Origin of the sequence: Pseudomonas sp. MS15a(2019) (genome assembly GCF_013277805.1) — a bacterium.
In the GTDB taxonomy this organism is placed as follows: domain Bacteria; phylum Pseudomonadota; class Gammaproteobacteria; order Pseudomonadales; family Pseudomonadaceae; genus Chryseomonas; species Chryseomonas benzopyrenica.
In genome coordinates, this window is sequence record NZ_VBTN01000003.1 from 382889 (window position 1) to 406219 (window position 23331).

General features: G+C 67.5%; 20 protein-coding genes and 1 tRNA gene. 15 read left to right on the top strand and 6 right to left on the bottom strand.

Annotated elements, in window-relative coordinates; all coding sequences use genetic code 11:
• The 4 genes from kdpB (at position 1) to FEZ61_RS05365 (ending at position 5968) form a co-directional block, all read left to right on the top strand.
• Complete coding sequence (gene kdpB / locus FEZ61_RS05350) at positions 1-2031, top strand: potassium-transporting ATPase subunit KdpB (RefSeq protein ID WP_173147592.1); 2031 nt, start codon at positions 1-3, stop codon at positions 2029-2031.
• 10 nt (positions 2032-2041) lie between these two features.
• The gene (gene kdpC / locus FEZ61_RS05355) at positions 2042-2593 is read left to right on the top strand and encodes a potassium-transporting ATPase subunit KdpC (protein ID WP_173147594.1); all 552 of its coding nucleotides are present in this window, start codon (positions 2042-2044) and stop codon (positions 2591-2593) included.
• Positions 2590-5217, top strand: coding sequence for a sensor histidine kinase KdpD (locus FEZ61_RS05360; protein ID WP_173147596.1), 2628 nt, complete (start codon positions 2590-2592; stop codon positions 5215-5217). The genes kdpC and FEZ61_RS05360 overlap by 4 nt, the downstream gene beginning before the upstream one ends.
• A 61-nt stretch (positions 5218-5278) precedes the next feature.
• Positions 5279-5968 (top strand): response regulator, encoded by a 690-nt coding sequence (locus FEZ61_RS05365; RefSeq protein ID WP_064308595.1) that lies wholly within the window; start codon positions 5279-5281, stop codon positions 5966-5968.
• A 28-nt stretch (positions 5969-5996) separates the two neighbouring features.
• Here FEZ61_RS05365 and FEZ61_RS05370 read toward each other — a convergent pair whose 3' ends face one another.
• From FEZ61_RS05370 to FEZ61_RS05390, 5 genes are all read right to left on the bottom strand, one after another.
• Positions 5997-6137: a hypothetical protein gene (locus tag FEZ61_RS05370; RefSeq protein WP_156522342.1), complete on the bottom strand. Its 141-nt coding sequence runs from the start codon at positions 6135-6137 to the stop codon at positions 5997-5999.
• Between the two features lie 133 nt (positions 6138-6270).
• Entirely contained in the window at positions 6271-6645 is a 375-nt protein-coding gene (locus tag FEZ61_RS05375) for a histone-like nucleoid-structuring protein, MvaT/MvaU family (protein ID WP_017640462.1), read from the bottom strand.
• A 362-nt stretch (positions 6646-7007) separates the two neighbouring features.
• A complete protein-coding gene (locus tag FEZ61_RS05380) occupies positions 7008-7583 on the bottom strand; it encodes a hypothetical protein (protein WP_017640461.1) in 576 nt (191 codons plus the stop codon).
• Positions 7584-7738: 155 nt separating this feature from the next.
• Positions 7739-7815, bottom strand: a tRNA-Asp gene (locus tag FEZ61_RS05385).
• A 165-nt stretch (positions 7816-7980) separates the two neighbouring features.
• Positions 7981-8928 (bottom strand): LysR family transcriptional regulator, encoded by a 948-nt coding sequence (locus FEZ61_RS05390; RefSeq protein WP_064308596.1) that lies wholly within the window; start codon positions 8926-8928, stop codon positions 7981-7983.
• Positions 8929-9106: 178 nt separating this feature from the next.
• Here FEZ61_RS05390 and FEZ61_RS05395 point away from each other — a divergent pair, with 178 nt between their 5' ends.
• From FEZ61_RS05395 to FEZ61_RS05420, 6 genes are all read left to right on the top strand, one after another.
• Entirely contained in the window at positions 9107-10405 is a 1299-nt protein-coding gene (locus FEZ61_RS05395) for an MFS transporter (RefSeq protein WP_064308597.1), read from the top strand.
• A 12-nt stretch (positions 10406-10417) separates the two neighbouring features.
• Positions 10418-11602 (top strand): L-rhamnonate dehydratase, encoded by a 1185-nt coding sequence (gene rhmD / locus FEZ61_RS05400; RefSeq protein WP_027599531.1) that lies wholly within the window; start codon positions 10418-10420, stop codon positions 11600-11602.
• 21 nt (positions 11603-11623) lie between these two features.
• Positions 11624-12958, top strand: coding sequence for an MFS transporter (locus FEZ61_RS05405; protein WP_173147598.1), 1335 nt, complete (start codon positions 11624-11626; stop codon positions 12956-12958).
• Between the two features lie 20 nt (positions 12959-12978).
• Complete coding sequence (locus FEZ61_RS05410) at positions 12979-13779, top strand: HpcH/HpaI aldolase/citrate lyase family protein (protein WP_173147600.1); 801 nt, start codon at positions 12979-12981, stop codon at positions 13777-13779.
• Between the two features lie 13 nt (positions 13780-13792).
• Entirely contained in the window at positions 13793-15226 is a 1434-nt protein-coding gene (gene aldA, locus FEZ61_RS05415; RefSeq protein WP_173147602.1) for an aldehyde dehydrogenase, read from the top strand.
• Between the two features lie 120 nt (positions 15227-15346).
• On the top strand, positions 15347-15571 hold the full coding sequence (locus tag FEZ61_RS05420; protein WP_017640454.1) for a DUF2188 domain-containing protein: 225 nt from the start codon (positions 15347-15349) through the stop codon (positions 15569-15571).
• Positions 15572-15590: 19 nt separating this feature from the next.
• On the opposite strand, the gene FEZ61_RS05425 is transcribed toward FEZ61_RS05420, so the two are convergent.
• Positions 15591-16499 carry a LysR family transcriptional regulator gene (locus FEZ61_RS05425; RefSeq protein ID WP_017640453.1) on the bottom strand — a complete coding sequence of 303 codons (909 nt, stop codon included), beginning with the start codon at positions 16497-16499 and terminating at the stop codon, positions 15591-15593.
• A gap of 365 nt (positions 16500-16864) precedes the next feature.
• Between FEZ61_RS05425 and FEZ61_RS05430 the strand changes: the two genes are divergently transcribed.
• From FEZ61_RS05430 to FEZ61_RS05450, 5 genes are read left to right on the top strand one after another with little or no spacing between them, the layout of a single operon-like run.
• Positions 16865-18028, top strand: coding sequence for an isovaleryl-CoA dehydrogenase (locus FEZ61_RS05430; RefSeq protein ID WP_017640452.1), 1164 nt, complete (start codon positions 16865-16867; stop codon positions 18026-18028).
• Between the two features lie 10 nt (positions 18029-18038).
• A complete protein-coding gene (locus tag FEZ61_RS05435) occupies positions 18039-19646 on the top strand; it encodes a carboxyl transferase domain-containing protein (RefSeq protein WP_173147604.1) in 1608 nt (535 codons plus the stop codon).
• Between the two features lie 3 nt (positions 19647-19649).
• Entirely contained in the window at positions 19650-20450 is an 801-nt protein-coding gene (locus tag FEZ61_RS05440) for an enoyl-CoA hydratase-related protein (protein ID WP_064308606.1), read from the top strand.
• Positions 20447-22381 (top strand): acetyl/propionyl/methylcrotonyl-CoA carboxylase subunit alpha, encoded by a 1935-nt coding sequence (locus FEZ61_RS05445; protein WP_173147606.1) that lies wholly within the window; start codon positions 20447-20449, stop codon positions 22379-22381. Before FEZ61_RS05440 ends, FEZ61_RS05445 begins: the two co-directional genes overlap by 4 nt.
• Positions 22378-23292, top strand: coding sequence for a hydroxymethylglutaryl-CoA lyase (locus FEZ61_RS05450; RefSeq protein ID WP_173147608.1), 915 nt, complete (start codon positions 22378-22380; stop codon positions 23290-23292). Before FEZ61_RS05445 ends, FEZ61_RS05450 begins: the two co-directional genes overlap by 4 nt.
• Positions 23293-23331: the final 39 nt, after the last annotated feature.

Here is a 23331-nt window from a genome sequence, read left to right on the forward strand (position 1 = left end):
ATGGATGCCCAGACCCACACCCTGCCCACTCCTACCCCTGGCACCCTGTGGCGCCAGGCGCTGCGGCAGGCCTTCGTCAAGCTCGACCCGCGCCAGCAGATCCGCTCGCCGGTGATGTTCGTGGTGGAGATCACCGCGCTGTTCTCCACCCTGCTGTGCCTGGCGCCCAACAATGGCGTGAGCACCGGGGTGGCGGTGCAGATCACCCTCTGGCTGTGGTTCACCCTGCTGTTCGCCAACTTCGCCGAAGCCCTCGCCGAGGGGCGTGGCAAGGCGCGCGCCGACAGCCTCAAGGGCATCGGCCAGAACCTCGCCGCGCGCCTGGAGGAAAACGGCGAGCAGCGCATGGTGCCGGCCAGCTCGCTGCGCAAGGGCCAGATCGTGCGTGTGGAAGCCGGCGAGCTGATCCCCGGTGACGGCGAGATCATCGAAGGCGTGGCCGCGGTCAACGAGGCGGCCATCACCGGTGAATCGGCGCCGGTGATCCGCGAATCCGGCGGCGATCGCTCGGCCGTCACCGGCAACACCCGAGTGGTGTCGGACTGGATCCGGGTGCGCATCACCGCCAACCCCGGCGAATCGACCCTGGACCGCATGATCGCCCTGGTGGAAGGCGCCAAGCGCCAGAAGACCCCCAACGAGGTCGCCTTGGACATCCTGCTGATCGGCCTGACGCTGATCTTCCTGCTGGTGGTGGTGACCCTGCAGCCCTTCGCCGCCCTGGCCGGTGGCGAGCTGCCGCTGCTTTTCCTGGTAGCGCTGCTGGTAACCCTGATCCCCACCACCATCGGCGGCCTGCTCTCGGCCATCGGCATCGCCGGCATGGATCGCCTGGTGCGGCTGAACGTGATCGCCACCTCGGGGCGCGCCGTGGAAGCCGCCGGTGACGTCCATACCCTGCTGCTGGACAAGACCGGCACCATCACCTTCGGCAATCGCCGGTGCAGCGCCCTGTACGCGGCCCAGGGCATCACCCCCAAGGCCCTGGCGGAGGGCGCCCTCTATGCCTCCCTTGCCGACGAAACCCCGGAAGGCCGCTCGGTGGTGGAATACCTGCGCAACCTGCACCCGCTGGAGGAGCCGCCGCGCGCCCAGGTCACGCCCATTCCCTTCAGCGCCGAGACGCGCCTGTCGGGCATCGACTGGCAGGGCCGCGAGTATCGCAAGGGTGCGGTGGACGCCGTGCTGATGTTTCTCGGCCAGACCCGCGCCGACCTGCCGGAGGTATTGGCCCGGGAGATCGAGACCATCGCCAAGAGTGGCGGCACCCCGCTGCTGGTCTGCGGCGAAGGCCGGCTGCTGGGCGCCATCCACCTCAAGGACGTGGTCAAGCCGGGCATCCGCGAGCGTTTCGCCGAGCTGCGTACCCTGGGCATCCGCACCGTGATGGTGACCGGCGACAACCCCCTGACCGCTACCGCCATCGCCGCCGAGGCCGGGGTGGATGATGTCATCGCCGAAGCCACGCCCGAGAAGAAGCTGGAGCGCATCCGCAGCGAACAGGCCGAGGGCAAGCTGGTGGCCATGTGCGGTGACGGCGCCAACGACGCCCCGGCCCTGGCCCAGGCCGATGTCGGCATGGCGATGAACGATGGCACCCAGGCCGCCCGCGAGGCCGCCAACCTGGTGGATCTGGATTCGGACCCCACCAAGCTGCTCGACGTGGTGCAGGTGGGCAAGGAGTTGCTGGTGACCCGCGGCGCCCTGACCACCTTTTCGGTGGCCAACGACGTGGCCAAGTACTTCGCCATCCTGCCCGCGCTGTTCGCCGGCATCTATCCGCAGCTGAACGTGCTCAACGTGATGCACTTGGCCAGTCCGCAGAGCGCCATCCTGTCGGCCATCGTGTTCAACGCCCTGATCATTGTCGCGCTGATTCCCCTGGCGCTGCGCGGGGTACGGGTCAAGGCCGCCAGCGCCGCCGCCCTGTTGCGCCGCAACCTGCTGATCTATGGGCTGGGCGGCATCGTCGTGCCCTTCATCGGCATCAAAGCTATCGACCTGGCGCTCGGCGCCCTGGGTCTGGTCTGAGGAGACCGCCATGCTCATGCAATTACGTTCCGCCGCGCTGATGCTCCTGTTGCTCAGCGCCTTGACCGGGGGCGCCTACCCCCTGCTGGTGACGGTGCTCGGCCAAGTGCTGTTCGCCGACCAGGCAGGCGGGAGCCTGATCCGCCGCGACGACGGCAGCGTCATTGGCTCCCGCCTGATCGCCCAGCAATTCACCGGCCCCGAGTGGTTCCAGCCGCGCCCTTCCGCCGGCGACTACGCCACCGTCTCCAGCAGTGCCAGCAACCTGGCGCAGTCGTCGCCAGCGCTGGGCGAGCGGATCGAGAAGGCGCTGCCCGACATCCAGATGGCTGGCCAAGGCCCGGTGCCCCAGGAACTGGTGACCACCTCCGCCAGCGGCCTCGACCCGGACCTCACCCCGGCCGGCGCCCGCTATCAGATCGCCCGGGTCGCAGCCGCGCGCGGCCTGGCGCCGGAGCGCCTGGAAGCCCTGGTGAGCGAACAGACGCGCACCTCGCGCTTCGGTCCGGCAACGGTTAATGTCCTGCTCCTCAACCTGGCCCTGGCAGACCTGAGCAAATGACCGACAGCACCGGGCGCGCCGAAGCGCTGCTCGCCGAACACCGCGAAGGCCGTGGCCGCCTCAAGGTCTTCCTGGGGGCGGCGCCCGGCGTGGGCAAGACCTACGCCATGCTGCAGGCGGCCCAGACCGCGCTGCGCCAGGGCCGCCGGGTGCGCGCCGGGATCGTTGAAACCCATGGGCGGCGGGAGACCGCCGCCCTCCTCGCCGGCCTGCCCCAGCAACCGCTGCGGCGGGTCGAGCACCGCGGCCTCAAGCTCAGCGAACTGGATCTAGAAGGCCTGCTGGCCGATCCGCCGGAGCTGGTGCTGGTCGACGAACTGGCCCACAGCAACGCCCCCGGCAGTCGCCATGCCAAGCGCTGGCAGGACGTGGAGGATCTGCTCGCCGCCGGCATCCACGTCTACACCACGGTCAATGTCCAGCACCTGGAAAGCCTCAACGACGAGGTGCGCGACATCACCGGCGTCCAGGTCCGCGAGACCGTGCCCGACCTGGTGCTGCTCGACGCCGATGACCTGGTGCTCATCGACCTGCCGCCGCGAGAGCTGCTGGAGCGGCTGCGCGAGGGCAAGGTCTATGTGCCCGAGCAGGCCCGCGCAGCCATCGATGCCTTCTTCAGCCAGACCAATCTCACCGCCCTGCGTGAACTGGCCATGCGCACCGCCGCAGCCCAGGTGGATTCGGCGCTCGCCCTGAGATACCGCCAGCAGGGCCAGGCTGCCCCGCCGCTGCTGGGCCGATTGATCGTCGGCGCCGGCACCGCGCCTTCGGCGGAGCGCCTGGTGCGCCATGCCAGTCGCCTCGCCGACCAGCGCCACCTGCCCTGGACCCTCGTCCACGTCGATACCGGCCAGCCGCTGGACGATGCTGCCCGCGCCAACCTCCAGGCTAGCCAACGCCTGGCCGAACGCCTGGGTGGCGAGGTGCTGACGCTGCGCGACAGCGATCCGGCCCGCGCCCTGGTCCGCCATGCCCGCGACCAGCGCGCCAGCGTGCTGCTGATCGGCCGCGGCCGCCCGCGCGGCTTCAGTCTGAGGCGCCGCCTGGCCAGTCGCCTGCTGCGCCTGGCCCAGGGGCTGGAGATCGCCATCCTCGATCTGGATCGCGACGCCCCGGCCGCCGCCCGCCCGCGGCGGGCGATCAAGCCCGGCCCCTATGGCGCCGCGATCCTGGCGACCACGGTAGCCGCGGCCATCGCCGAAGGCCTGTCCGGGCTGCTGGAACTGCCCAATATCTCGCTGATCTTTCTTGCCGCCGTCCTGCTGGTGGCGGTACGCAGCAGTCGCGGCCCGGCGCTGTTCTGCGCCCTGCTGGGCTTTCTCGCCTACGATTTCCTGTTCATTCCGCCGGCCTTCTCGCTAACCATCAACCGCGAGCAGGATGTCCTCACCCTGGCCTTCTTCCTGCTGATGGCGCTGCTCACCGGGGATCTGGCCGCTCGCCAGCGGCGCCAGCTGCAGGCGCTACGCCTGACCCAGCGCGAGACGCTGGCGCTACTGGACTTCACCCGTCAGCTGAGCGCCGCCAGCGATCGCCAGGCGGTGGTCAGTGTCACGCTCAAGCAATTGGGCGACGCGACTCGCCACGTCTGCCTGCTGCTGCCGGAAAAGGCCGGGCAGTTGGTGACCCAACCGGGCGATCTGACCCTGGCCAACAACGAACGCATCGCCGCCGAATGGGCCTGGAAGCAGGAAAAGCCAGCCGGTTGCGGCACCGACACCCTGCCCTCCGGCGGCTGGTGGTGGTGGCCGCTGCTGAGTGAGAGCGGCAGCTTGGCTGTGCTGGGCGTGCGACGAGACAACGCCCAACCCCTGGACCACGCGGAGCGTCGCCAGCTGGCCAGCCTGGCGCAGCCCCTGGGCCAGGCCCTGGCACGGGTCCGCCTCAGCGAGGATCTGGAGGCCGCCCGCCTGCACGGCGAGACCGAACAGCTGCGCAGCGCCCTGCTCGCCTCGGTGTCCCACGACCTGCGCACCCCGCTGACGGTGATGCGCGGCTCCATCGACGCCTTGGCCACCCTCGGGGACGCCATTCCCGCCAGCGATCGACAGGAATTGCTGGAAGCCACCCGCCAGGAGGCCGAACGCCTCGATCGCTATATCCAGAATCTGCTAGACATGACCCGCCTCGGCCACGGCAGCTTGCAGCTGGCACGGGACTGGGTCGACCCCGGCGACATCCTCGCCAGCGCCCTGCAGCGCCTGCAGCCGCTGCTGAGCGGATTGCAGGTAGCCACCCGGATCGAGGCGGGTCTGCCACTGCTCTGGGTTCATCCGGCGCTGATCGAACAGGCGCTGGTCAATGTGCTGGAGAACGCCATCCGCTTTTCCGTACCCGGTGGCCGGCTGGAGATCAGCCTGCTAGGCCAGGGAGGTGAACTGCAGATCGCCGTAGCCGACGAAGGCCCGGGCATCCCGCCGGAAGAGCGCCCACGGATCTTCGACATGTTCTATACCGCCGCGCGGGGTGACCGGGGCGGCCAGGGCACCGGCCTGGGCCTGGCGATCTGCCAGGGCATGGTGGGCGCCCATGGCGGGCGGGTCAGCGTGGAAGACGGCCTGGACGGTCGTGGCACCACGCTGCGGATGCACCTGCCGCTACCGGCGGCGCCACCTGCGGAATAAGGCTGCGTATCCCTGCAGTACCAGACGCTATGATGATGCCCTCTTGCCTGGAAAGCCCCAGATGCCCGCTCACGTCCTCGTCATCGACGACGAACCCCAGATCCGCAAATTCCTGCGCATCAGCCTCGCGGCCCAGGGCTATCAGGTCAGTGAAGCCGCCACCGGCACCGAGGGCCTCGCCCAGGCGGCGCTGGGCCAGCCGGATCTGGTCATCCTCGACCTGGGCCTGCCCGATCGCGACGGCCAGGAGGTGCTGGTCGAATTGCGCGAATGGTCCGCGGTGCCGGTGCTGGTGCTGTCGGTGCGGGCGGACGAGCGCGAGAAGGTGCGCGCCCTGGATGCAGGCGCCAACGACTATGTGACCAAGCCCTTCGGTATCCAGGAATTCCTGGCGCGCAGTCGCGCCCTGCTCCGCCAGAGCCCGGCCACGGCGACCCCGCAGATCGCGGCCTTGGACGTGGGTGACTTGAGAGTGGATTTCGCCTATCGCCGGGTCACTCTGGCCGCGAGCGAGATCGCTCTGACGCGCAAGGAATACGCCGTGCTGGCTGCCCTCGCCCACTATCCAGGACGCGTAGTAACTCAGCGCCAGTTGCTGATCGATATCTGGGGCCCGACTCATGCGCAGGACAGTCATTATTTGCGCATCGTGATCGGCCATCTCCGACAGAAGTTGGCAGACGATCCAGTCGCCCCGCGTTATATCGTGACGGAACCCGGTGTGGGCTATCGCCTGCGTTACGACGGTTAGTCCGCCTAGGCTGGATAGGATTCGTCCATTAAGAAAAGCACCTGCCCGCCCAGTCTTCACCACTTTCCGAAGCGCCTGCAAAAGCGCGACCGGCATGGCCTTCCAATCCCGGCGTAGAAGCATTGAAGATATGATGAATATGACCGGAATCGGCGACCAGGATGCGCATGGACGACAATCGCCCGATCTTGGCGGTCTGATGCTGGCGGAATTGCGGAACGTGCTCAGGCGGCTCTAGCGGTAGAAAGATTCCGGTCGGTAGACACGTCTTGCACGGCACCGACCGAAACCCGGGTAACGCCTTACTGCAACCAGCCTTCCACGGTATCGGCGCCGTGTTCGGCTTTCCAAGCCTTGAGCACCTTGTGGTTGCCGCCCTTGGTCTCGATGATCTCGCCGGTCTTGGGGTGCTGATAACGCTTGGTGCTGCGTGGGCGACGCTTGCCAACCGGCTTTTCCGGATGCGGCGTCTGGGCCTTGTGCTTGGGGGCGGCGTTCGGATCCAGGATGCCGATGATATCGCCCAGATTCATCTGGTATTCGTCCATCAACTCCTGCAGCTTGCTTTCGAATTCGATTTCCTTCTGCAGGGAACTGTCCTGTTTGAGGTCTTCGAGCAATTGCAGCTGAGCACGAAGTTGTTCTTCGGCAGCACGGAATTCGGCGAGACGGGACATGGACGCTCCTGACAACAACATGAAAAAGGGAATGTATGATTTCGCCCGCGGGCGAAACTTGAACGCGAAGATAAAGGATTGATGTCTTGGTTGCCAGTGGCAAATAACCTTTTTGAAAAATAGGGGGCATTATGCGCGATGGCAAGTTTGAATGTTAAGAAGACGTTAATCCAAGCCGATGAGTCGGTGCTGTCAGACGCCAATACTCAAGGTTTCCAGTGAATTAGGTAGTGGCAGGCTATAGCGCAAGGAAGACCGACCGATTAAAAGTTCCAATCTCAACTTGCATAATCAATGAGAACTCGGTTGAACCGCGGTCAGTTCCTTGGAAAAAGCGTTGGAGAAACGCGCTGGAATGGACCTCAGGCGGACGCATCCAGATCCAGCTGCGCTTCAGGCGCGGGCTGCCAATTGAAGGTATGGGCTATTACCCGCCGGTATTCGGTATCTATGGCCACCGGCGTTCGGCGAATATAGTCCCGCGCGTGAGCCTGGCGCTCAGGATCGAGTTTACGCAGGTAGTCGAGCGCCTCTTCCACGCTGGGCATGCGCTGATTGAGGCCACCGCTGCGTGGCGGCAAGGCGGTCCAGACCACCGCATCGAGCCCCTGCTCGCCTGCCCACGCCGCGATTCGTTGCTGGAATGGCGATTGCGGACCGCCTGGCCAGCTGCCAATGCACGCGGGCTGCTCGACTGGAACGCCTTCCCGCTCGCGCAGGGCTTCGCGGGCCGCTTCCAGGGTGTCGACCTCAAGAAACGCCCAGAGTACCTGGACCTCGGCCACACCTTCGCAAAGCACCGTGGCCAATTCGCCGCTGTCGCCCTCCCGGGCGAATTCGATGGGCAACAGGGGGCCCTCGGCGAACCAGTCCGAGGCGACCGGCAATTCCGCCGCCTTCCAGATCAACGAACCCCAACCCAGACAGGCGATCTTCATGGCCACTCCCGTAAACCGACAATAGCCATTGGAGGCTACCGAGGCGTTGGGGTTTCCAGGCAGCAAGACTTGGCGACAAAAGTACCGGACGAAAAAAAGCGGCCACAAGGGCCGCTTCTTTCGATACTCGCGAGGCAGAGCTCATGGGTGGTATATGGCGCAGCGGACGGGACTCGAACCCGCGACCCCCGGCGTGACAGGCCGGTATTCTAACCGACTGAACTACCGCTGCGCATGGAAGCCTTGCGGCATCCGGCTGGCAGTTGCCGAGAACCTGTTCAGCGGGGGTTCTCTGCACCAGCGGCGGCTAAGATACTGATTTATCAGGGAAGAAACAACAGGCGTAGAGAAAATATTTCTCGCCGTGCACCGGCGGCGGCGAAAGCCCTCGTCTCGTTCAGGCCGTGGCGCCAGCGGCCTGCTGCCTGAGCAGGCCGAGAAATCCTTCCAGGGCCGCGCTGGGTACCTGCCCCGTGCGCAGCAGGATACCGAAGGGCGTCAGGGGTTCGGTGATTTCCAGGTCGAGCGAGACCATCAGCCCGGTACGCAGGTGATCGCGCACCACCGCCTCGGTTAATACCAGGATGGCGTCGGTGATCTGCACCAGTTGCAGCATGGCGAACACCGAGCCGCATTCGATGACGTCTGCGGGGGGCGGCAGCTGACGGCGGGCGAAAGCCGCTTCCAGCGCCACCCGTGCCGGACTGGCCTCGGGTTGCAGGATCCACGGCCAGTCCGCCACCAGTTCCGCCAGATCGGGCGTGATGCGACCGGTCAGCGGATGTTCGGTACGCACCACTACGGCCAGATGCTCGTTGCCCAGCGGCTCGAAGACGAAACGCCCGCGGTCCGCCGGCTGGGTGAACCGGGCGATGGCCACGTCGATCCGTTCCTGCTCGAGCAATTCGGTGAGCTGATCGCTGGTGTCGCCTAGGATGCGTAGCTGCAGGCCCGGCTGGCGCGCCTTGCTTTCGGCGATGGCCCGCACCACGAGGTCGGGCAAGGCACCCATGATGGCGCCGATTGCGAGATGCCCGTACCCCCCGGCGCGTCGCGTATTGAGATCTTCGGCGCAACGATCCAGACCGTTGAGGGCGCGCCTGGCGAAGTCGAGGACCTCTTCTCCCAGCGCGGTCGCTTGCAACCCGCGCGCCTGACGCTCGAACAGCACGCAGCCAAAGGCTTCCTCGACGTCCTGCAGCATCCGTGTGGTCGCTGGCTGCGACATGTGCAGGGCTTCCGCGGCGCGGTGCAGATTGCGGGTACCGGCCAGGGTCACCAGCATCAGCAGGTGCTTGTAGCGCAGCCGACCGAATAGCGCGCGGGCATGGGGGGAGGCATTCATCGGCAGCATCCTGGTAGCGCGAGTGGAGGCGTCCAGCAGGGCTCCCTGGCTCTGGCCAGGCCCCTACCGCGAACCGATACCTTAAGGGTATCGGACCTAAACAAAAAGCGATTATCCAGGCATTGCGACTGCGACTACCTTGAGCCGTGGCCGAATCACAACAACAAGAGAGATCGCCATGCACACCACCCTGTCACCGGGGCTGGTCGCCAAGGTCACCCGGCGCCTGCTGCCCTTCCTGCTGCTGATGTACGTCATGGCCTTTCTCGACCGGGCCAACGTAGGCTTCGCCAAGGTCGCCTTCCAGGCCGATACCGGCATCTCCGACGCGGCCTTCGCCCTTGGCGCCGGGATCTTCTTCGTCGGCTACGCCTTTCTCGAGATTCCCAGCAACCTGATCATGCACCGCGTCGGCGCCCGGCTGTGGATGTGCCGCATCATGGTGACCTGGGGGTTGATCTCCGCCGCCATGATGTTCGCCCATACGGCGACGGCCTTCTATGTGCTGCGCTTCCTGCTCGGGGTAGCCGAAGCCGGCTTCTTTCCCGGGGTCATCCTCTACCTCACCTACTGGTTTCCCTCGCGCTATCGCGCCCGGGCGCTGGGTTTCTTCTATTTCGGCGCGCCCCTGGCCTTCATCTTCGGCAGCCCGTTGTCGGGGCTGCTGCTGGAATTCGACGGCTTCGGCGGCCTGCACGGCTGGCAATGGATGTTCCTGGTGGAAGGGGTGCTGGCCAGCCTGGTGGGGGTCTGGGCCTGGTTCTACCTGGACAACCGGCCGCGCGATGCGCGCTGGCTGAGCGATGCGGAAAAGCAGGCGCTGCAAGAAGCGCTGGATGCCGAGGACGCCGCCAAGCCCCATCACGGCGGGCTGCTTCGTCTGCTCAGTCAGCCGCGCATCCTCCTACTGTGCAGTATCTACCTGCTGATCCAGGGCAGCGTCTATGGCGTGGTCTTCTACCTGCCGACCCAGGTGGCCGGGCTGCTCGGGCAGAAGGTCGGGTTGCTGGTCGGCCTGGTCTCGGCGATTCCCTGGGTCTGCGCCCTGCTCGCCGCCTGGCTGATCCCCAGCTGGTCGGATCGCACCGGCGAACGCCGTCGCACCGCCGCCGCCACGCTGGCCATCTCCGGCCTGGGCATCGCTGCATCGGTGACCTTCTCGCCGCTCTATGCGCTGATCGCCCTGTGCTTTGCCGCCGCCGGCTTTATCGCCGTGCAGCCGCTGTTCTGGACCTTTCCGTCCGACCAGTTGCGCGGCAGCGCCGCCGCGGGCGGCATCGCCCTGATCAATACCTGCGGCGCCATCGGCGGCTTCATCGCGCCCCTGGCCAAGCGCTGGGCCGAGGTGACCTTCGCCCACCCCGGCGCCGGTCTCTATCTGCTCGCCGGGACCACCCTGGTGGCGGCCGCCCTGATTCTCGGCCTGCGCCAGCGTCGCCAGGTCGATCCCCAACCCCAGCTCACGCCCAGTCACTAAGGGAGCTTCGCCATGACCCTACCCACCATCAAGCAGGTGCGCGCCTACACCCTTCGTGGCGGCGGCGCCGATTATCACGACCAGGGCGACGGCCACTGGATCGACGACCATATCGCCACGCCCATGGCCAAGTACCCGGAATACCGCCAGAGCCGCCGCAGCTTCGGCATCAACGTGCTGGGCACCCTGGTGGTGGAAGTCGAGGCCAGTGACGGTACCGTGGGCTTCGCCGTCACCACCGGCGGCGAGCTGGGCGCCTTCATCGTTGAGCGACACCTGGCGCGCTTCCTGGAGGGCGCCAAGGTCACCGACCTGGAAAAGATCTGGGACCAGATGTACCTCTCGACTCTCTACTACGGCCGCAAGGGCATCGTGCTCAACACCATCTCCGGAGTGGATCTTGCGCTCTGGGACCTGCTCGGCAAGCTGCGCCAGGAACCGGTACACCAGTTGCTCGGCGGCGCCGTGCGCGACGAATTGCAGTTCTATGCCACCGGCGCCCGGCCGGACCTGGCCAAGGAGATGGGTTTCATCGGTGGCAAGCTGCCGCTGCAGCACGGCCCGGCCGAGGGTGAAGAGGGCCTGCGCAAGAATCTCGAGGCCCTGGCGACCATGCGCGAGCGGGTCGGCGACGACTTCTGGCTGATGCTCGACTGCTGGATGAGCCTGGACCTCAACTACGCTACCCGTCTGGCCCAGGGCGCCCAGCAATTCGGGCTCAAGTGGATCGAGGAGGCGCTGCCGCCGGACGACTACTGGGGCTATGCCGAACTCAAACGCAACGTGCCGAAGGGCATGCTGGTCACCACCGGCGAGCACGAGGCCACCCGCTGGGGCTTCCGCCTGCTGCTGGAGATGGGTTGCTGCGACATCCTCCAGCCGGACGTGGGCTGGTGCGGCGGCCTCACCGAGCTGATCCGCATCTCGGCCCTGGCCGATGCCCACAACGCCCTGGTGGTGCCCCATGGCTCCTCGGTCTACAGCTACCACTTCGTCATCACCCGCACCAACAGTCCCTTCGCCGAGTTCCTGATGATGGCGCCCAAGGCCGACGAGGTGGTGCCCATGTTCCATCCGCAGTTGCTCGACGAACCCGTCCCGGTGCGCGGCCGCATGCGCGCCTCGGCGCTGGATCGGCCCGGCTTCGGCGTGCGCCTCAATCCGGAGTGCGCCCTGGAACGTCCCTATCGCCACTGAGGCGTTGCCCAGGAGGGCTGGATGAAAGCGACCCAAGACACCCTGGCGACGCCCCTGCCGGATGCGCGCCCCGCGGCAACGCCGCTGCCACCCAAGAGCGCCCGGCTCAAGCGGGTCCAGGTGATCGCCCTGGCGCTATTAGTGCTGGCCGGCTTCGTCAACTACCTGGACCGCAGCACCCTGGCCATCGCCAACCAGACCATCAGCGGCGAGCTTGGCTTCACGCCGACTGAGATGGGCCTGCTGCTGTCGGCCTTCGCCTGGGCCTATGCCTTCGCCCAGCTGCCCATCGGCGGCCTGCTGGATCGCTTCGGCGCGCGCCTGACCCTAGGCCTGGGCATCTGCCTCTGGTCCATCGCCCAGGGCGTGCTCGGGCTGCTCAGCAGTTTGCACCTGATGATCCTTGCCCGCGTCGGCCTGGGCATCGGCGAGGCGCCGCAATTCCCGGCCGGCGCCAAGGTGGTCAGCGAGTGGTTCAACGTGCGCGAGCGCGGCCTGCCCTCCGGCATCTTCAACCTCTCCTCCTCTCTGGGGCCGGCGATCTCCCAGCCGATCCTCACCGCCCTGCTGCTGTGGCTGGGCTGGCGGCAGATGTTCATCGCCATGGGCGTGCTGGGCGTCTTGGTGGCGGCGCTCTGGTACCTGAGCTATCGCGATCGGGTCCAGGTAGCGCTGGACGCCGCCGAGCGGGCACACCTGGACGCCGGACTGCCACCCCAGGACGCCGGCCAGCGGCTGACCTTCGCCGACTGGCTGGGGTTGTTCCGCCGCCGCCTGACCTGGGGCGTGGTGATCGGCTACGTGGGCATCATCTACATGCTGTCGCTGTTCCTGACCTGGCTGCCGGCCTACCTGGAACGGGTCCACCACCTGTCCCTGGCCCAGGCCGGCTGGGTTGCCAGTCTGCCGTTCCTGGCCGGCGCCTGTGGCGTGATCGGCGGGGGCCTGTTGGTGGATCGCCTGACCCGCAGCGGGCGCAGCCTGGCCTTCAGTCGCAAGCTGCCGATCTGCGGCGGTCTGGCCGCGGCCGGATTGTTCGCTCTGTGCAGCGCCGGGGTGACCGGCATCGGCAGCGTCATCCTCTGCTTCAGCCTGGCGCTGTTTAGCCTCAACGTGGCGGTGGCCGGCACCTGGTCGCTGGTCAGCGTCGCGGTGCCCTCGCACCAGGTGGCCTCGCTGGCCAGCATCCAGAACTTCGGTGGCTACTTCGGCGGCGCCTTCGCCCCGGTCATCACCGGCATGATCGTCCAGCAGACTGGCTCCTTCGGCCTCGCGCTCGGCATCGCCGCCGCGGTCGCGGTGGCCGGTGCCCTGAGCTATGGGCTGCTGGTGCGCCTGCCCGACACCCCTTCCTGATTCCCCTGGAGACGACCGTCATGGATCTGCCGCGCAATCCCTTCAAGGCCCGCCTCACGGGCAGCGACACCCTCTACGGCCTCTGGGCCGGCTTCGCCACCGGCTATGCCGCCGAGATCGCCGCCGGCACCGGCTACGACTGGCTGCTGATCGACGGCGAGCACGCCCCCAATACGGTGCCGAGCATCCTCGCGCAATTGCAGGCGGTGGCGCCCTATTCCACGGCACCGGTGGTGCGCTGCGTGACCGGCGATGCGGTGCTGATCAAGCAATTGTTGGACATCGGCGTGCAGACGCTGATGGTGCCCATGGTGGAGACCGCCGAGCAGGCCCGCGCCCTGGTGCGCGCCATGCGCTATCCGCCCCACGGCATCCGTGGCGTCGGCGGCGGCTTGGCCCGCGCCACCCGGTGGGACGCAGTGCCCGACTACCTGCACACCGCCCATAGCGAGCTGTGCCTGATCGTCCAGGTGGAATCGCGCTTGGGCAGCGACAACGTTGCCGAGATCGCCGCGGTGGAGGGCGTGGACGCCGTCTTCGTCGGCCCGGCGGACCTCTCCAGTGGCCTGGGGCATGCCGGCAATCCGGGCCACCCGGAGGTCCAGGCGCGCATCCGCGCCGCCATCGAGGCGACCCGCGCTGCCGGCAAGGTGGCCGGGATCCTGGCGCCCCAGGAAGACGATGCCCGGCGCTATCGCGACTGGGGGTGCCAGTTCGTTGCCGTCGGTATCGACATCAGCCTGTTCCGCCAGGCGGCGCTGGCCAACCTGGCCCGCTATCGCCCCCTCGAAGCGCCCCAGCCGCCCTCTCGCACCTACTGACCCGGAGTCCGCCATGGCCGATCTGCCCCTCTACCAGAACTACATCGATGGCCGTTTCCTGCCGGCCGCCGAGGACTTTCTCGTCCATAACCCGGCCACCGGCGAGGCCCTGGCCCGGGTGCCGGCGTCCAGTCGTGAAGACGTCGATCAGGCCATCGCCGCCGCCCGCCGTGCCCAGAAGGCCTGGGCGCGCAAACCAGCCATCGAGCGCGCCGGCTATCTGCGGCGCATCGCGGCAAAGCTGCGTGAGCACGCACCGCGGCTGGCCCGGACCATTGTCGCCGAACAGGGCAAGGTCCGTGGCCTGGCCGAAGTGGAGGTCAATTTCACCGCCGACTATCTCGACTACATGGCCGAGTGGGCGCGACGCATAGAAGGCGAGATCATCACCAGCGACCGGCCCGACGAGCAGATCTTTCTGCTGCGCAAGCCACTGGGCGTGGTGGCCGGCATCCTGCCCTGGAACTTCCCCTTCTTTCTCATCGCCCGCAAGCTGGCACCGGCGCTGATCACCGGCAACACCATCGTGATCAAACCCAGCGAGGAAACCCCGATCAATGCCCATGAATTCGCCCGCCTGGTGGCCGAGACCGACTTGCCGCCCGGGGTCTTCAACCTTGTCAGCGGCGCCGGGGCCATAGGTGGCCAGCTCAGTGCCCACGCCGGCATCGACATGGTCAGCTTTACCGGCAGCGTCGCCACCGGCTCGCGGATCATGGCCGCTGCGGCACCGAATCTGACCAAGCTCAACCTGGAGCTAGGCGGCAAGGCGCCGGCCATCGTCCTGGCCGATGCCGACCTGGACCTGGCGGTACGCGCCATCCGCGATTCGCGCATCATCAACACCGGCCAGGTGTGCAACTGCGCCGAGCGGGTCTATGTGGAACGCGCGGTGGCCGAGGACTTCATCGAGCGCATCGGCCGCGCCATGGCCGCCACCCGCTATGGCGACCCTCAGGCTGACACCGGCGTGGAGATGGGACCGCTGATCAACGCCGCCGGCCTGGACAAGGTGGCGGCCAAGGTCGACGTCGCCCTCGGCCAGGGCGCCCGCCTGGTCACCGGTGGCAGTCGCGCCGACCTGGGCCGCGGCTTTCACTTCCAGCCCACGGTACTGGCAGACTGTCGCGCCGAGATGCCGATCATGCGCGAGGAGATCTTCGGCCCGGTGCTGCCGATCCAGGTGGTGGACGATCTCGACGAAGCCATCGCCCTGGCCAACGACTGCGAATACGGCCTCACCTCATCCGTCTATACGCGCAGCCTGAGCAAGGCCATGCACGCCATGCGCGAGATCGACTTCGGCGAGACCTACATCAACCGGGAGAACTTCGAGGCCATGCAGGGCTACCACGCCGGGGTGCGCAAGTCCGGCATCGGCGGTGCCGACGGCAAGCACGGGCTCTATGAGTACACCCACACCCAGGTGGTCTATCTGCAGGGATGAGTAGCGCGGCGTGGTTCCCTGCCAGGCCTGGCCGCTTCGCTCGAATGTTCTCGAATGAAAGCGGGTCGAAACAGGCGCAACCCATGACCAGGCAAGGGCCCAGGGCCCCAGGGAGACCAGATGCAGAACTACCACATCCTACCCACCGACACCGGCTGGGAATTCAAGGAAGAGCACGGCGATCGCGCCCTGCTTAAGGCCTCTACCAAGGACGCCATCGTCCACCAGGCTGCGCAGTTCATGGACGGCAAGACCGGCAGCGTCAAGATCCACACCAGCGACGGTCGTATCGAGGAAGAGCGCACCTATCCGCGCAGTGCGGATCCGGCGCAGTCCAAGGGCTGACTCCAAGCAGGTGCCTCCGCTATCCCGCCGCCGATACCAGAAACTGCCGAAACGCCTGGGCCCCAGGGCTCAGGCGTTCCTCGGGACTCCAGATCAGGCCCAGCTCCATGGGTGGGATGGCATCGGCCACCGGGCGGGCTTCCAGCTTGCGGCCTTCCAGGGACCAGCCGCGATAGAGCATGTCGGACAGGATGGTCACGCCAAAGCCATGGGCGACCAGGCCGCGCAGGGACTCCATGGACGAGGTCTTGAACACCACGTTGGGTTCCAGGCCGGCCGCGCGCCAGTAGCGCAGCGTGGAGGTTTCTCCTTCGTCCACCGTGGCGAGGATATAGGGATAGGGCGCGATGTCGGCCAGGGTGACGCGTTCCGCAGCCAGCAGCGGATGAGCGCTGGGCAGCCAGAGCTGGCGCGGCGAGCGCATCAACAGATGCCGCTCGAAGGGCTGGGCGGCGTCGACGTTGGAGATGACCGTGAGGCCGAGCTCCAGGGTGCCATCGTTGATGCCCGCCTCGATACTGGGTCGATCCATGTCGCGCAGGTCGATGTCGATCTGCGGATAGCTGCGCTTGAAGCGCGCCAGCAGGGTCGGCAGGTAGTAGCCGAGCACCGCATAGGAAGCGCCGACCCGGGCCTGGCCGGTCAGGGCATGACTCTGGAACAGCGGCTGACTCACGGCGTCTTGCAGGGTGTCGAGGATGTGTCGGGCATGGTGGTAGAACTGGTGCCCCTCGGCGGTCAGCTTGACTCCATGGGGCAGTCGCTCGAACAACCGCACCGCAAGCATCGTCTCCAACTGGCTGACCGCCGTGGTCACCGCCGACTGGCTGACGTTGACCGCGCTGGCGGCCAGGGAAAACTGGCTGTTCTCGGCGGCGGCGACGAAATAGCGCAGTTGCCGCATCGAGATGTCCTTATGCAGTGCCATCTGATTTTCCAATACCTGGATTCTATTTTTATCGTTTCACGATAGCGCATTTCTCCTCCTAGACTCAGAGGCACAGGCACCGCCTCCCTCTCGCGGTCGCCATGACAAGAATAATGAACAGGAGGACGGACCATGCGCGCCCTGGCGCCATCGCTCCGCAGGCGCGTCTCCCCCGCGCCCATAGCGTGCCGTCGGCAGCCACGTCCGACGCCTTTCCTGCCCGTGCTCCCGGGCCACGCAGGATTCTGCTTGCCAGGTCTTCCCGTATTTCCTCTGAGCCCTGGTACGCCCGGCGCTGCCCCGCTGTGCCCGCACAGCCTCCTGTGCCCTCTCCTCACCCGACAATCCCAACAACAGGTGACCCCATGAGCTATCCGAGTCTCAACTTCGCCCTGGGCGAGACCCTCGATCTGCTGCGCGATCAGGTGCGCAACCTGGTCACGCGCGAGGTAGCACCGCGCGCGGGCGAGATCGATGCCAGCAACAGTTTCCCCATGGACCTCTGGCGCACCTTTGGTGACCTCGGGCTGCTCGGCATCACCGTGGGGGAAGAATACGGCGGCTCGGGACTTGGCTACCTGGCCCATGCGGTGGCCATGGAGGAGATCAGCCGCGGCTCGGCTTCGGTGGCCCTCTCCTATGGCGCCCACTCCAATCTCTGCGTCAACCAGATCCATCGCAACGGCACCGCCGCGCAGAAGGCGCGCTACCTGCCCAGGCTGGTCAGCGGCGAGCACATCGGCGCCCTAGCCATGAGCGAGCCCAATGCCGGCTCGGACGTGGTCTCCATGAAGCTGCGCGCCGAGCGGCGTGGCGATCGCTTCGTGCTCAATGGCAGCAAGACCTGGATCACCAACGGCCCCGATGCCCATACCTATGTCATCTATGCCAAGACCGAACCGGAACAAGGCGCCCATGGCATCACCGCCTTTATCGTCGAGCGTGACTGGACCGGTTTCAGCCGCGGCAGCAAGTTCGACAAGCTGGGCATGCGCGGCTCCAACACCTGCGAGCTGTTCTTCGACGACGTCGAGGTGCCGGAGGACAACGTGCTGGGACAGGTGAACGGGGGCGTGAAGGTGCTGATGAGCGGCCTGGACTATGAGCGGGTGGTCCTCGCCGGTGGTCCGGTGGGCATCATGCAGGCCTGCCTGGACGTGGTCCTGCCCTATATCCACGACCGCCGGCAATTCGGCCAGAGCATCGGCGAATTCCAGCTGATCCAGGGCAAGGTGGCCGACCTCTACACCGGCCTCAATGCCAGCCGCGCCTATCTCTATGCCGTGGCCCAGGCCTGCGACCGTGGCGAGACCACCCGCAAGGACGCCGCCGGGGTGATTCTCTACACCGCCGAGAAGGCCACCCAGATGGCCCTGGAAGCCATCCAGATCCTCGGAGGCAACGGCTATATCAACGAGTACCCCACCGGCCGCCTGCTGCGCGACGCCAAGCTCTACGAGATCGGCGCCGGCACCAGCGAGATCCGCCGCATGCTGATCGGGCGCGAGCTGTTCAACGAAACCCGGTGAGGAGCCCTCCATGACCGTGCTGACCTCCACCCTGAACCGCCGCACCCCGGACTACCAGCGCAATGCCGCCGCCATGGCCGAGCAACTGGCCCGGCTCGACCAGCTCCTGGCACGCATCCGTGAAGGCGGCGGCGCCAAGGCCCAGGCGCGCCATACCGCCCGCGGCAAGCTGCTGCCCCGCGAGCGCATCGACCAACTGCTGGACCCCGGCTCGCCCTTTCTGGAAATCGGCGCCCTGGCGGCCCTCGACGTCTATGAGGAAGAGGTACCGGCGGCCGGGGTGGTGGCCGGTATCGGCCGCATCGAGGGCGTCGAGTGCATGATCATCGCCAACGACGCCACCGTGAAAGGCGGCTCCTATTATCCGCTGACGGTGAAGAAGCACCTGCGCGCCCAGGCCATCGCCCTGCAGAATCGCCTGCCCTGCCTCTATCTGGTGGATTCCGGTGGCGCCAACCTGCCGCGCCAGGAGGACGTCTTCCCCGACCGCGAGCACTTCGGGCGGATCTTCTTCAACCAGGCGACCATGAGCGCCCAGGGCATCCCCCAGATCGCCGTGGTGATGGGCTCCTGCACGGCCGGCGGGGCCTATGTGCCAGCGATGAGCGACGAGACCATCATGGTCCGCCAGCAGGCCACCATCTTTCTCGCTGGCCCGCCGCTGGTGAAGGCCGCCACCGGCGAGGTGGTCACCGCCGAGGAACTGGGCGGCGCTGATGTCCATTGCCGCATTTCCGGCGTGGCCGACCACTATGCCGAGAACGACACCCATGCCCTGGCCCTGGCGCGGCGCTGCATCGCCAACCTCAACTGGCGCAAGCTGGGTGAGTTGCAGCTCAAGGCGCCAGTCGCCCCGCTGTATCCGGCCGAGGACCTTTACGGCCTGGTCCCGGCCGATCCCAAGCAGCCGCTGGAGGTGCGCGAGGTGATCGCCCGGCTAGTGGACGGCAGCGTCTTCGATGAATTCAAAGCGCAGTTCGGCACCACCCTGGTCTGTGGCTTCGCCCATCTGCAGGGTCATCCGGTGGCCATCCTCGGCAACAACGGCATTCTCTTCGCCGAATCGGCGCAGAAAGGCGCGCACTTCATCGAGCTGGCCTGCCAGAGGCGCATCCCCCTGCTCTTCCTGCAGAACATCACCGGCTTCATGGTCGGGAAGAAATACGAGGAAGGCGGCATCGCCAAGCACGGCGCCAAGCTCGTCACCGCAGTGGCCTGCGCCCGGGTGCCCAAGTTCACCGTGATCATCGGCGGCAGCTTTGGCGCCGGCAACTACGGCATGTGCGGTCGCGCCTACGATCCTCGCTTCCTGTGGATGTGGCCCAACGCACGCATCGGCGTGATGGGTGCCGAGCAGGCGGCCGGGGTGCTGGTGCAGGTCAAGCGTGAGCAGGCCGAACGTGCCGGAGAAGCCTTCGACGACGAAGAGACGGCGCGCATCAAGGCACCCATCGTCGAGCAGTACGAGCGTCAGGCCCATGCCCACTATTCCAGCGCGCGCCTATGGGACGACGGAGTGATCGACCCGGCCCAGACCCGCGAGGTCCTCGCCCTGGCGCTGTCGGCCAGTCTCAACGCCCCCCTCGAGCCGACGACCTTCGGCGTCTTCCGGATGTAGGCCATGACTGATTTCCACACCCTGGATCTGACCCGCGACCCGCGCGGCTTCGCCACCCTCTGGCTCGACCGTCCGGACCGCCACAACGCCCTGGATGCACGGATGATCGCGGAGCTGGGCACGGCGCTCGCCGAGATCGCCGCCGATGCGGAGCTGCGCTTTCTGCTCGTGCGCGGGCGCGGCCGGCACTTCTGCGCCGGCGCGGATCTCGCCTGGATGCAGGCGTCCGCTACCCTGGACGCGGCCGCCAATCAGGCCGACACCGAGCGCCTGGCCGAGGTGATGTATCGCCTGCAGGCCTTGCCAATGCCCACCCTCGCCGTGGTGCAGGGCGCAGCCTTTGGCGGCGCGGTAGGGCTGGTCAGCTGCTGCGACCTGGCACTGGCCGCCAGTGACGCCACCTTCTGCCTGTCGGAGGTGCGCATCGGCCTGGTGCCCGCCGTCATCGGCCCCTTCGTCATCCGCGCCCTGGGCGAACGGGCGGCCCGGCGCTACATGCTGGGTGCCGAACGCTTCTCCGGCGCGCGCGCGGCCGAGCTGGGCCTGGTCGCCGAGACCGCGCCCGCCGCCGACCTGGAGCCCCTCGTGGACGCCTGGATCGCCCGCCTGCTGGACAACGGCCCTCAGGCGTTGCGGGCCTGCAAGCGGCTGCTGGACGGCGCCGGCGCAGGCGCACCCAGTGCCACGGTGCGCCCGTTCACCGAGGGCCTGATCGCCGCCGTCCGCGTCACCTCTGAAGCCCAGGAAGGCCTTGCCGCCTTCCTGGAAAAGCGCCGCCCCGCCTGGCAGGAGACCACGCCATGACCTTCGACCGTCTGCTCGTCGCCAACCGCGGCGAGATCGCCTGCCGGGTGATGCGTACCGCCAAGGCCCTGGGCCTGGGCACCGTCGCCGTGCACAGCGCCATCGACGCCAGGGCACGCCATGTGCGCCAGGCCGACCTGGCGGTAGACCTCGGGGGCGCCAAGCCGGCCGACAGCTACCTGGCCGGCGAGCGGATCATCGCCGCCGCCCTCGCCACCGGCGCCCAGGCGATCCATCCGGGCTATGGCTTTCTGTCCGAGAACGCCGCCTTCGCCGAGGCAGTGGCCGCGGCGGGACTGGTCTTCGTCGGGCCGCCCGCCGCGGCGATTCGCGCCATGGGCAGCAAGTCCGCCGCCAAGGCGCTGATGACCGACGCCGGGGTGCCCCTGGTGCCGGGCTATCACGGTGAGGACCAGTCCCTCGCCACCTTTCGCGACGCCGCGGCGCGCATCGGCTATCCGGTCCTGCTCAAGGCCACCGCCGGCGGTGGCGGCAAGGGCATGAAGATCGTCAAGCGCGAAGCCGACCTGGCCGAAGGTCTCGCCTCGGCCCAGCGCGAAGCGCTCTCGGCCTTTGGCGATGCGCGGATGCTGGTGGAGAAGTACGTGCTGCAACCGCGCCACGTGGAGATCCAGGTCTTCGCCGACCGCCACGGCCACTGCCTCTATCTCAACGAGCGCGACTGCTCCATCCAGCGTCGTCACCAGAAGGTGATCGAGGAAGCCCCGGCCCCCGGCCTCACACCCGAGCTACGGCGGGCCATGGGCGAAGCGGCGGTGCAGGCGGCCCAGGCCATCGGCTATGTCGGCGCCGGTACCGTGGAATTTTTGCTCGATGCCCGCGGCGACTTCTTCTTCATGGAAATGAACACCCGGCTGCAGGTGGAACACCCGGTCACCGAGGCCATCACCGGCCTGGATCTGGTGGCCTGGCAATTGCGCGTCGCCGCCGGTGAGGCGCTGCCCCTCACCCAGGCCCAGGTACCGCTGCACGGCCACGCCATCGAGGTACGGCTCTATGCCGAGGACACCGATCAGGGCTTCCTGCCGGCCTCGGGCACCCTGCAGCTCTATCGCGAGCCCACGCCTGGTCCGGGGCGGCGCGTGGACAGCGGCGTGGAGGAAGGCGACGAGGTCTCGCCCTTCTATGATCCCATGCTGGCCAAGCTGATCGCCTGGGGGGACAGCCGCGAACAGGCGCGCCAGCGGCTGCTGGCCATGCTGATGGAGACCGCGGTGGGTGGCTTCGCCACCAACCTGCCCTTTCTGCAGCGTCTGCTCGCTCACCCGGCCTTTGCCGCGGCCGAGCTGGATACCGGCTTCATCGAGCGTCACCGGGACGCCTTGCTGCCCGCACCCGGAGAGCTGACCGACGTCTTCTGGACCTTGGCGGCCCAGGCCTGGCTGGCGACGCTGGCGGCCGCTGCCGACCCGACGTCACCCTGGGCTTCCCGTCAGGGCTGGCGCCTGGGTGGACCGCCCCAGATAGCGCTGCGCCTGGCCTGCCGCGGTGAGGTGCGCGCCGTCGCCCTGCCCGGTTCGGCGGCGGTCGAGCGGAATGGTGATCGCCTCCACTGGCAGGCCGAAGGCATTCGCCAGAGCGCCCGCCTCTATCGCCGTGGGCAGACGCTGTTCCTCGAGTGGCAAGACCATTTCGAAGCCGTCACCTGGGCCGACCCCCTCGCCGAGGTCGCGCGCCAGGCGGAGGCCGGCGGGCTCACGGCGCCAATGAACGCCAGTGTGGTCGCCGTCTCGGTAGCCGTGGGCGACACCGTGGAAGCCGGCGCGCCGCTGGTGGTGCTGGAGGCGATGAAGATGGAGCACAGCATCCGCGCGCCCCGCGCCGGCGTCGTGGCCGCGCTGTTCTGCAGCCCTGGCGAACTGGTGGCCGAGGGCACGCCTCTGGTGGAACTGGAGGAGACGGCACCATGAGCGAGGCCCTGCCGTCCCGGGTGCGGGTGGTCGAGGTCGGGCCACGCGACGGCCTGCAGAACGAACCCCAGGCGCTTGGCATTGCCGAGCGCATCCAGCTGTGCGAGGCCCTGGTCGCCAGCGGTGTGCAACATCTGGAAGTGGGCAGCTTCGTTTCGCCCAAGTGGGTGCCGCAGATGGCCGGGACCGCCGAGGTGCTGGCGGGACTCGGGCAGCCGGCGGGCGTGGTCCGTTCGGTACTGGTGCCCAATATGAAAGGCTTCGAGGCCGCCCTGGCGGCGGGCGTGGAGGAGATCGCCGTCTTCGCCGCCGCCTCGGAGGGCTTCTCCCAGCGCAACATCAACTGTTCCATCGCCGAGAGCCTCGCGCGTTTCTTGCCGGTGGTCGAGGGCGCGCAGGCGGCGGGCATCCGGGTGCGCGGCTATGTGTCCTGCGTGCTGGGCTGTCCCTACGACGGCGAGATCGCACCCGACCAGGTGGCCAGCGTGACCCGCGAGCTGCTGGAGCTGGGCTGCGCCGAGGTTTCCCTCGGCGATACCATCGGCGTCGGTACCCCCGGCCGAACCCGGGCGCTCTGGCAGCGGCTGGGGCGGGAGGTGCCGCTCAGCCAGCTGGCCGGGCATTTCCACGACACCTATGGCCAGGCCCTGGCCAACGTCTACGCCAGCCTGCTCGAAGGGGTCGCGGTGTTCGACAGCTCCGTCGCCGGGCTGGGTGGCTGCCCCTATGCAAGCGGCGCCAGCGGCAATGTCGCCAGCGAGGACCTGGTCTATCTGCTCGACGGCCTGGGCATCGCCAGCGGTCTCGACCTGCCCCAGCTCATCGAGGCGGGCCGCCAGGTGTCCGCCCAGCTGGGGCGGCGCAACGAGTCCCGGGTCGGTCGCGCCCGGGCAGCGCGAGCGGTCGACTAGCAAAGGCTCTGGCGGGCGCCCATGGCAACCGCCGGGGCT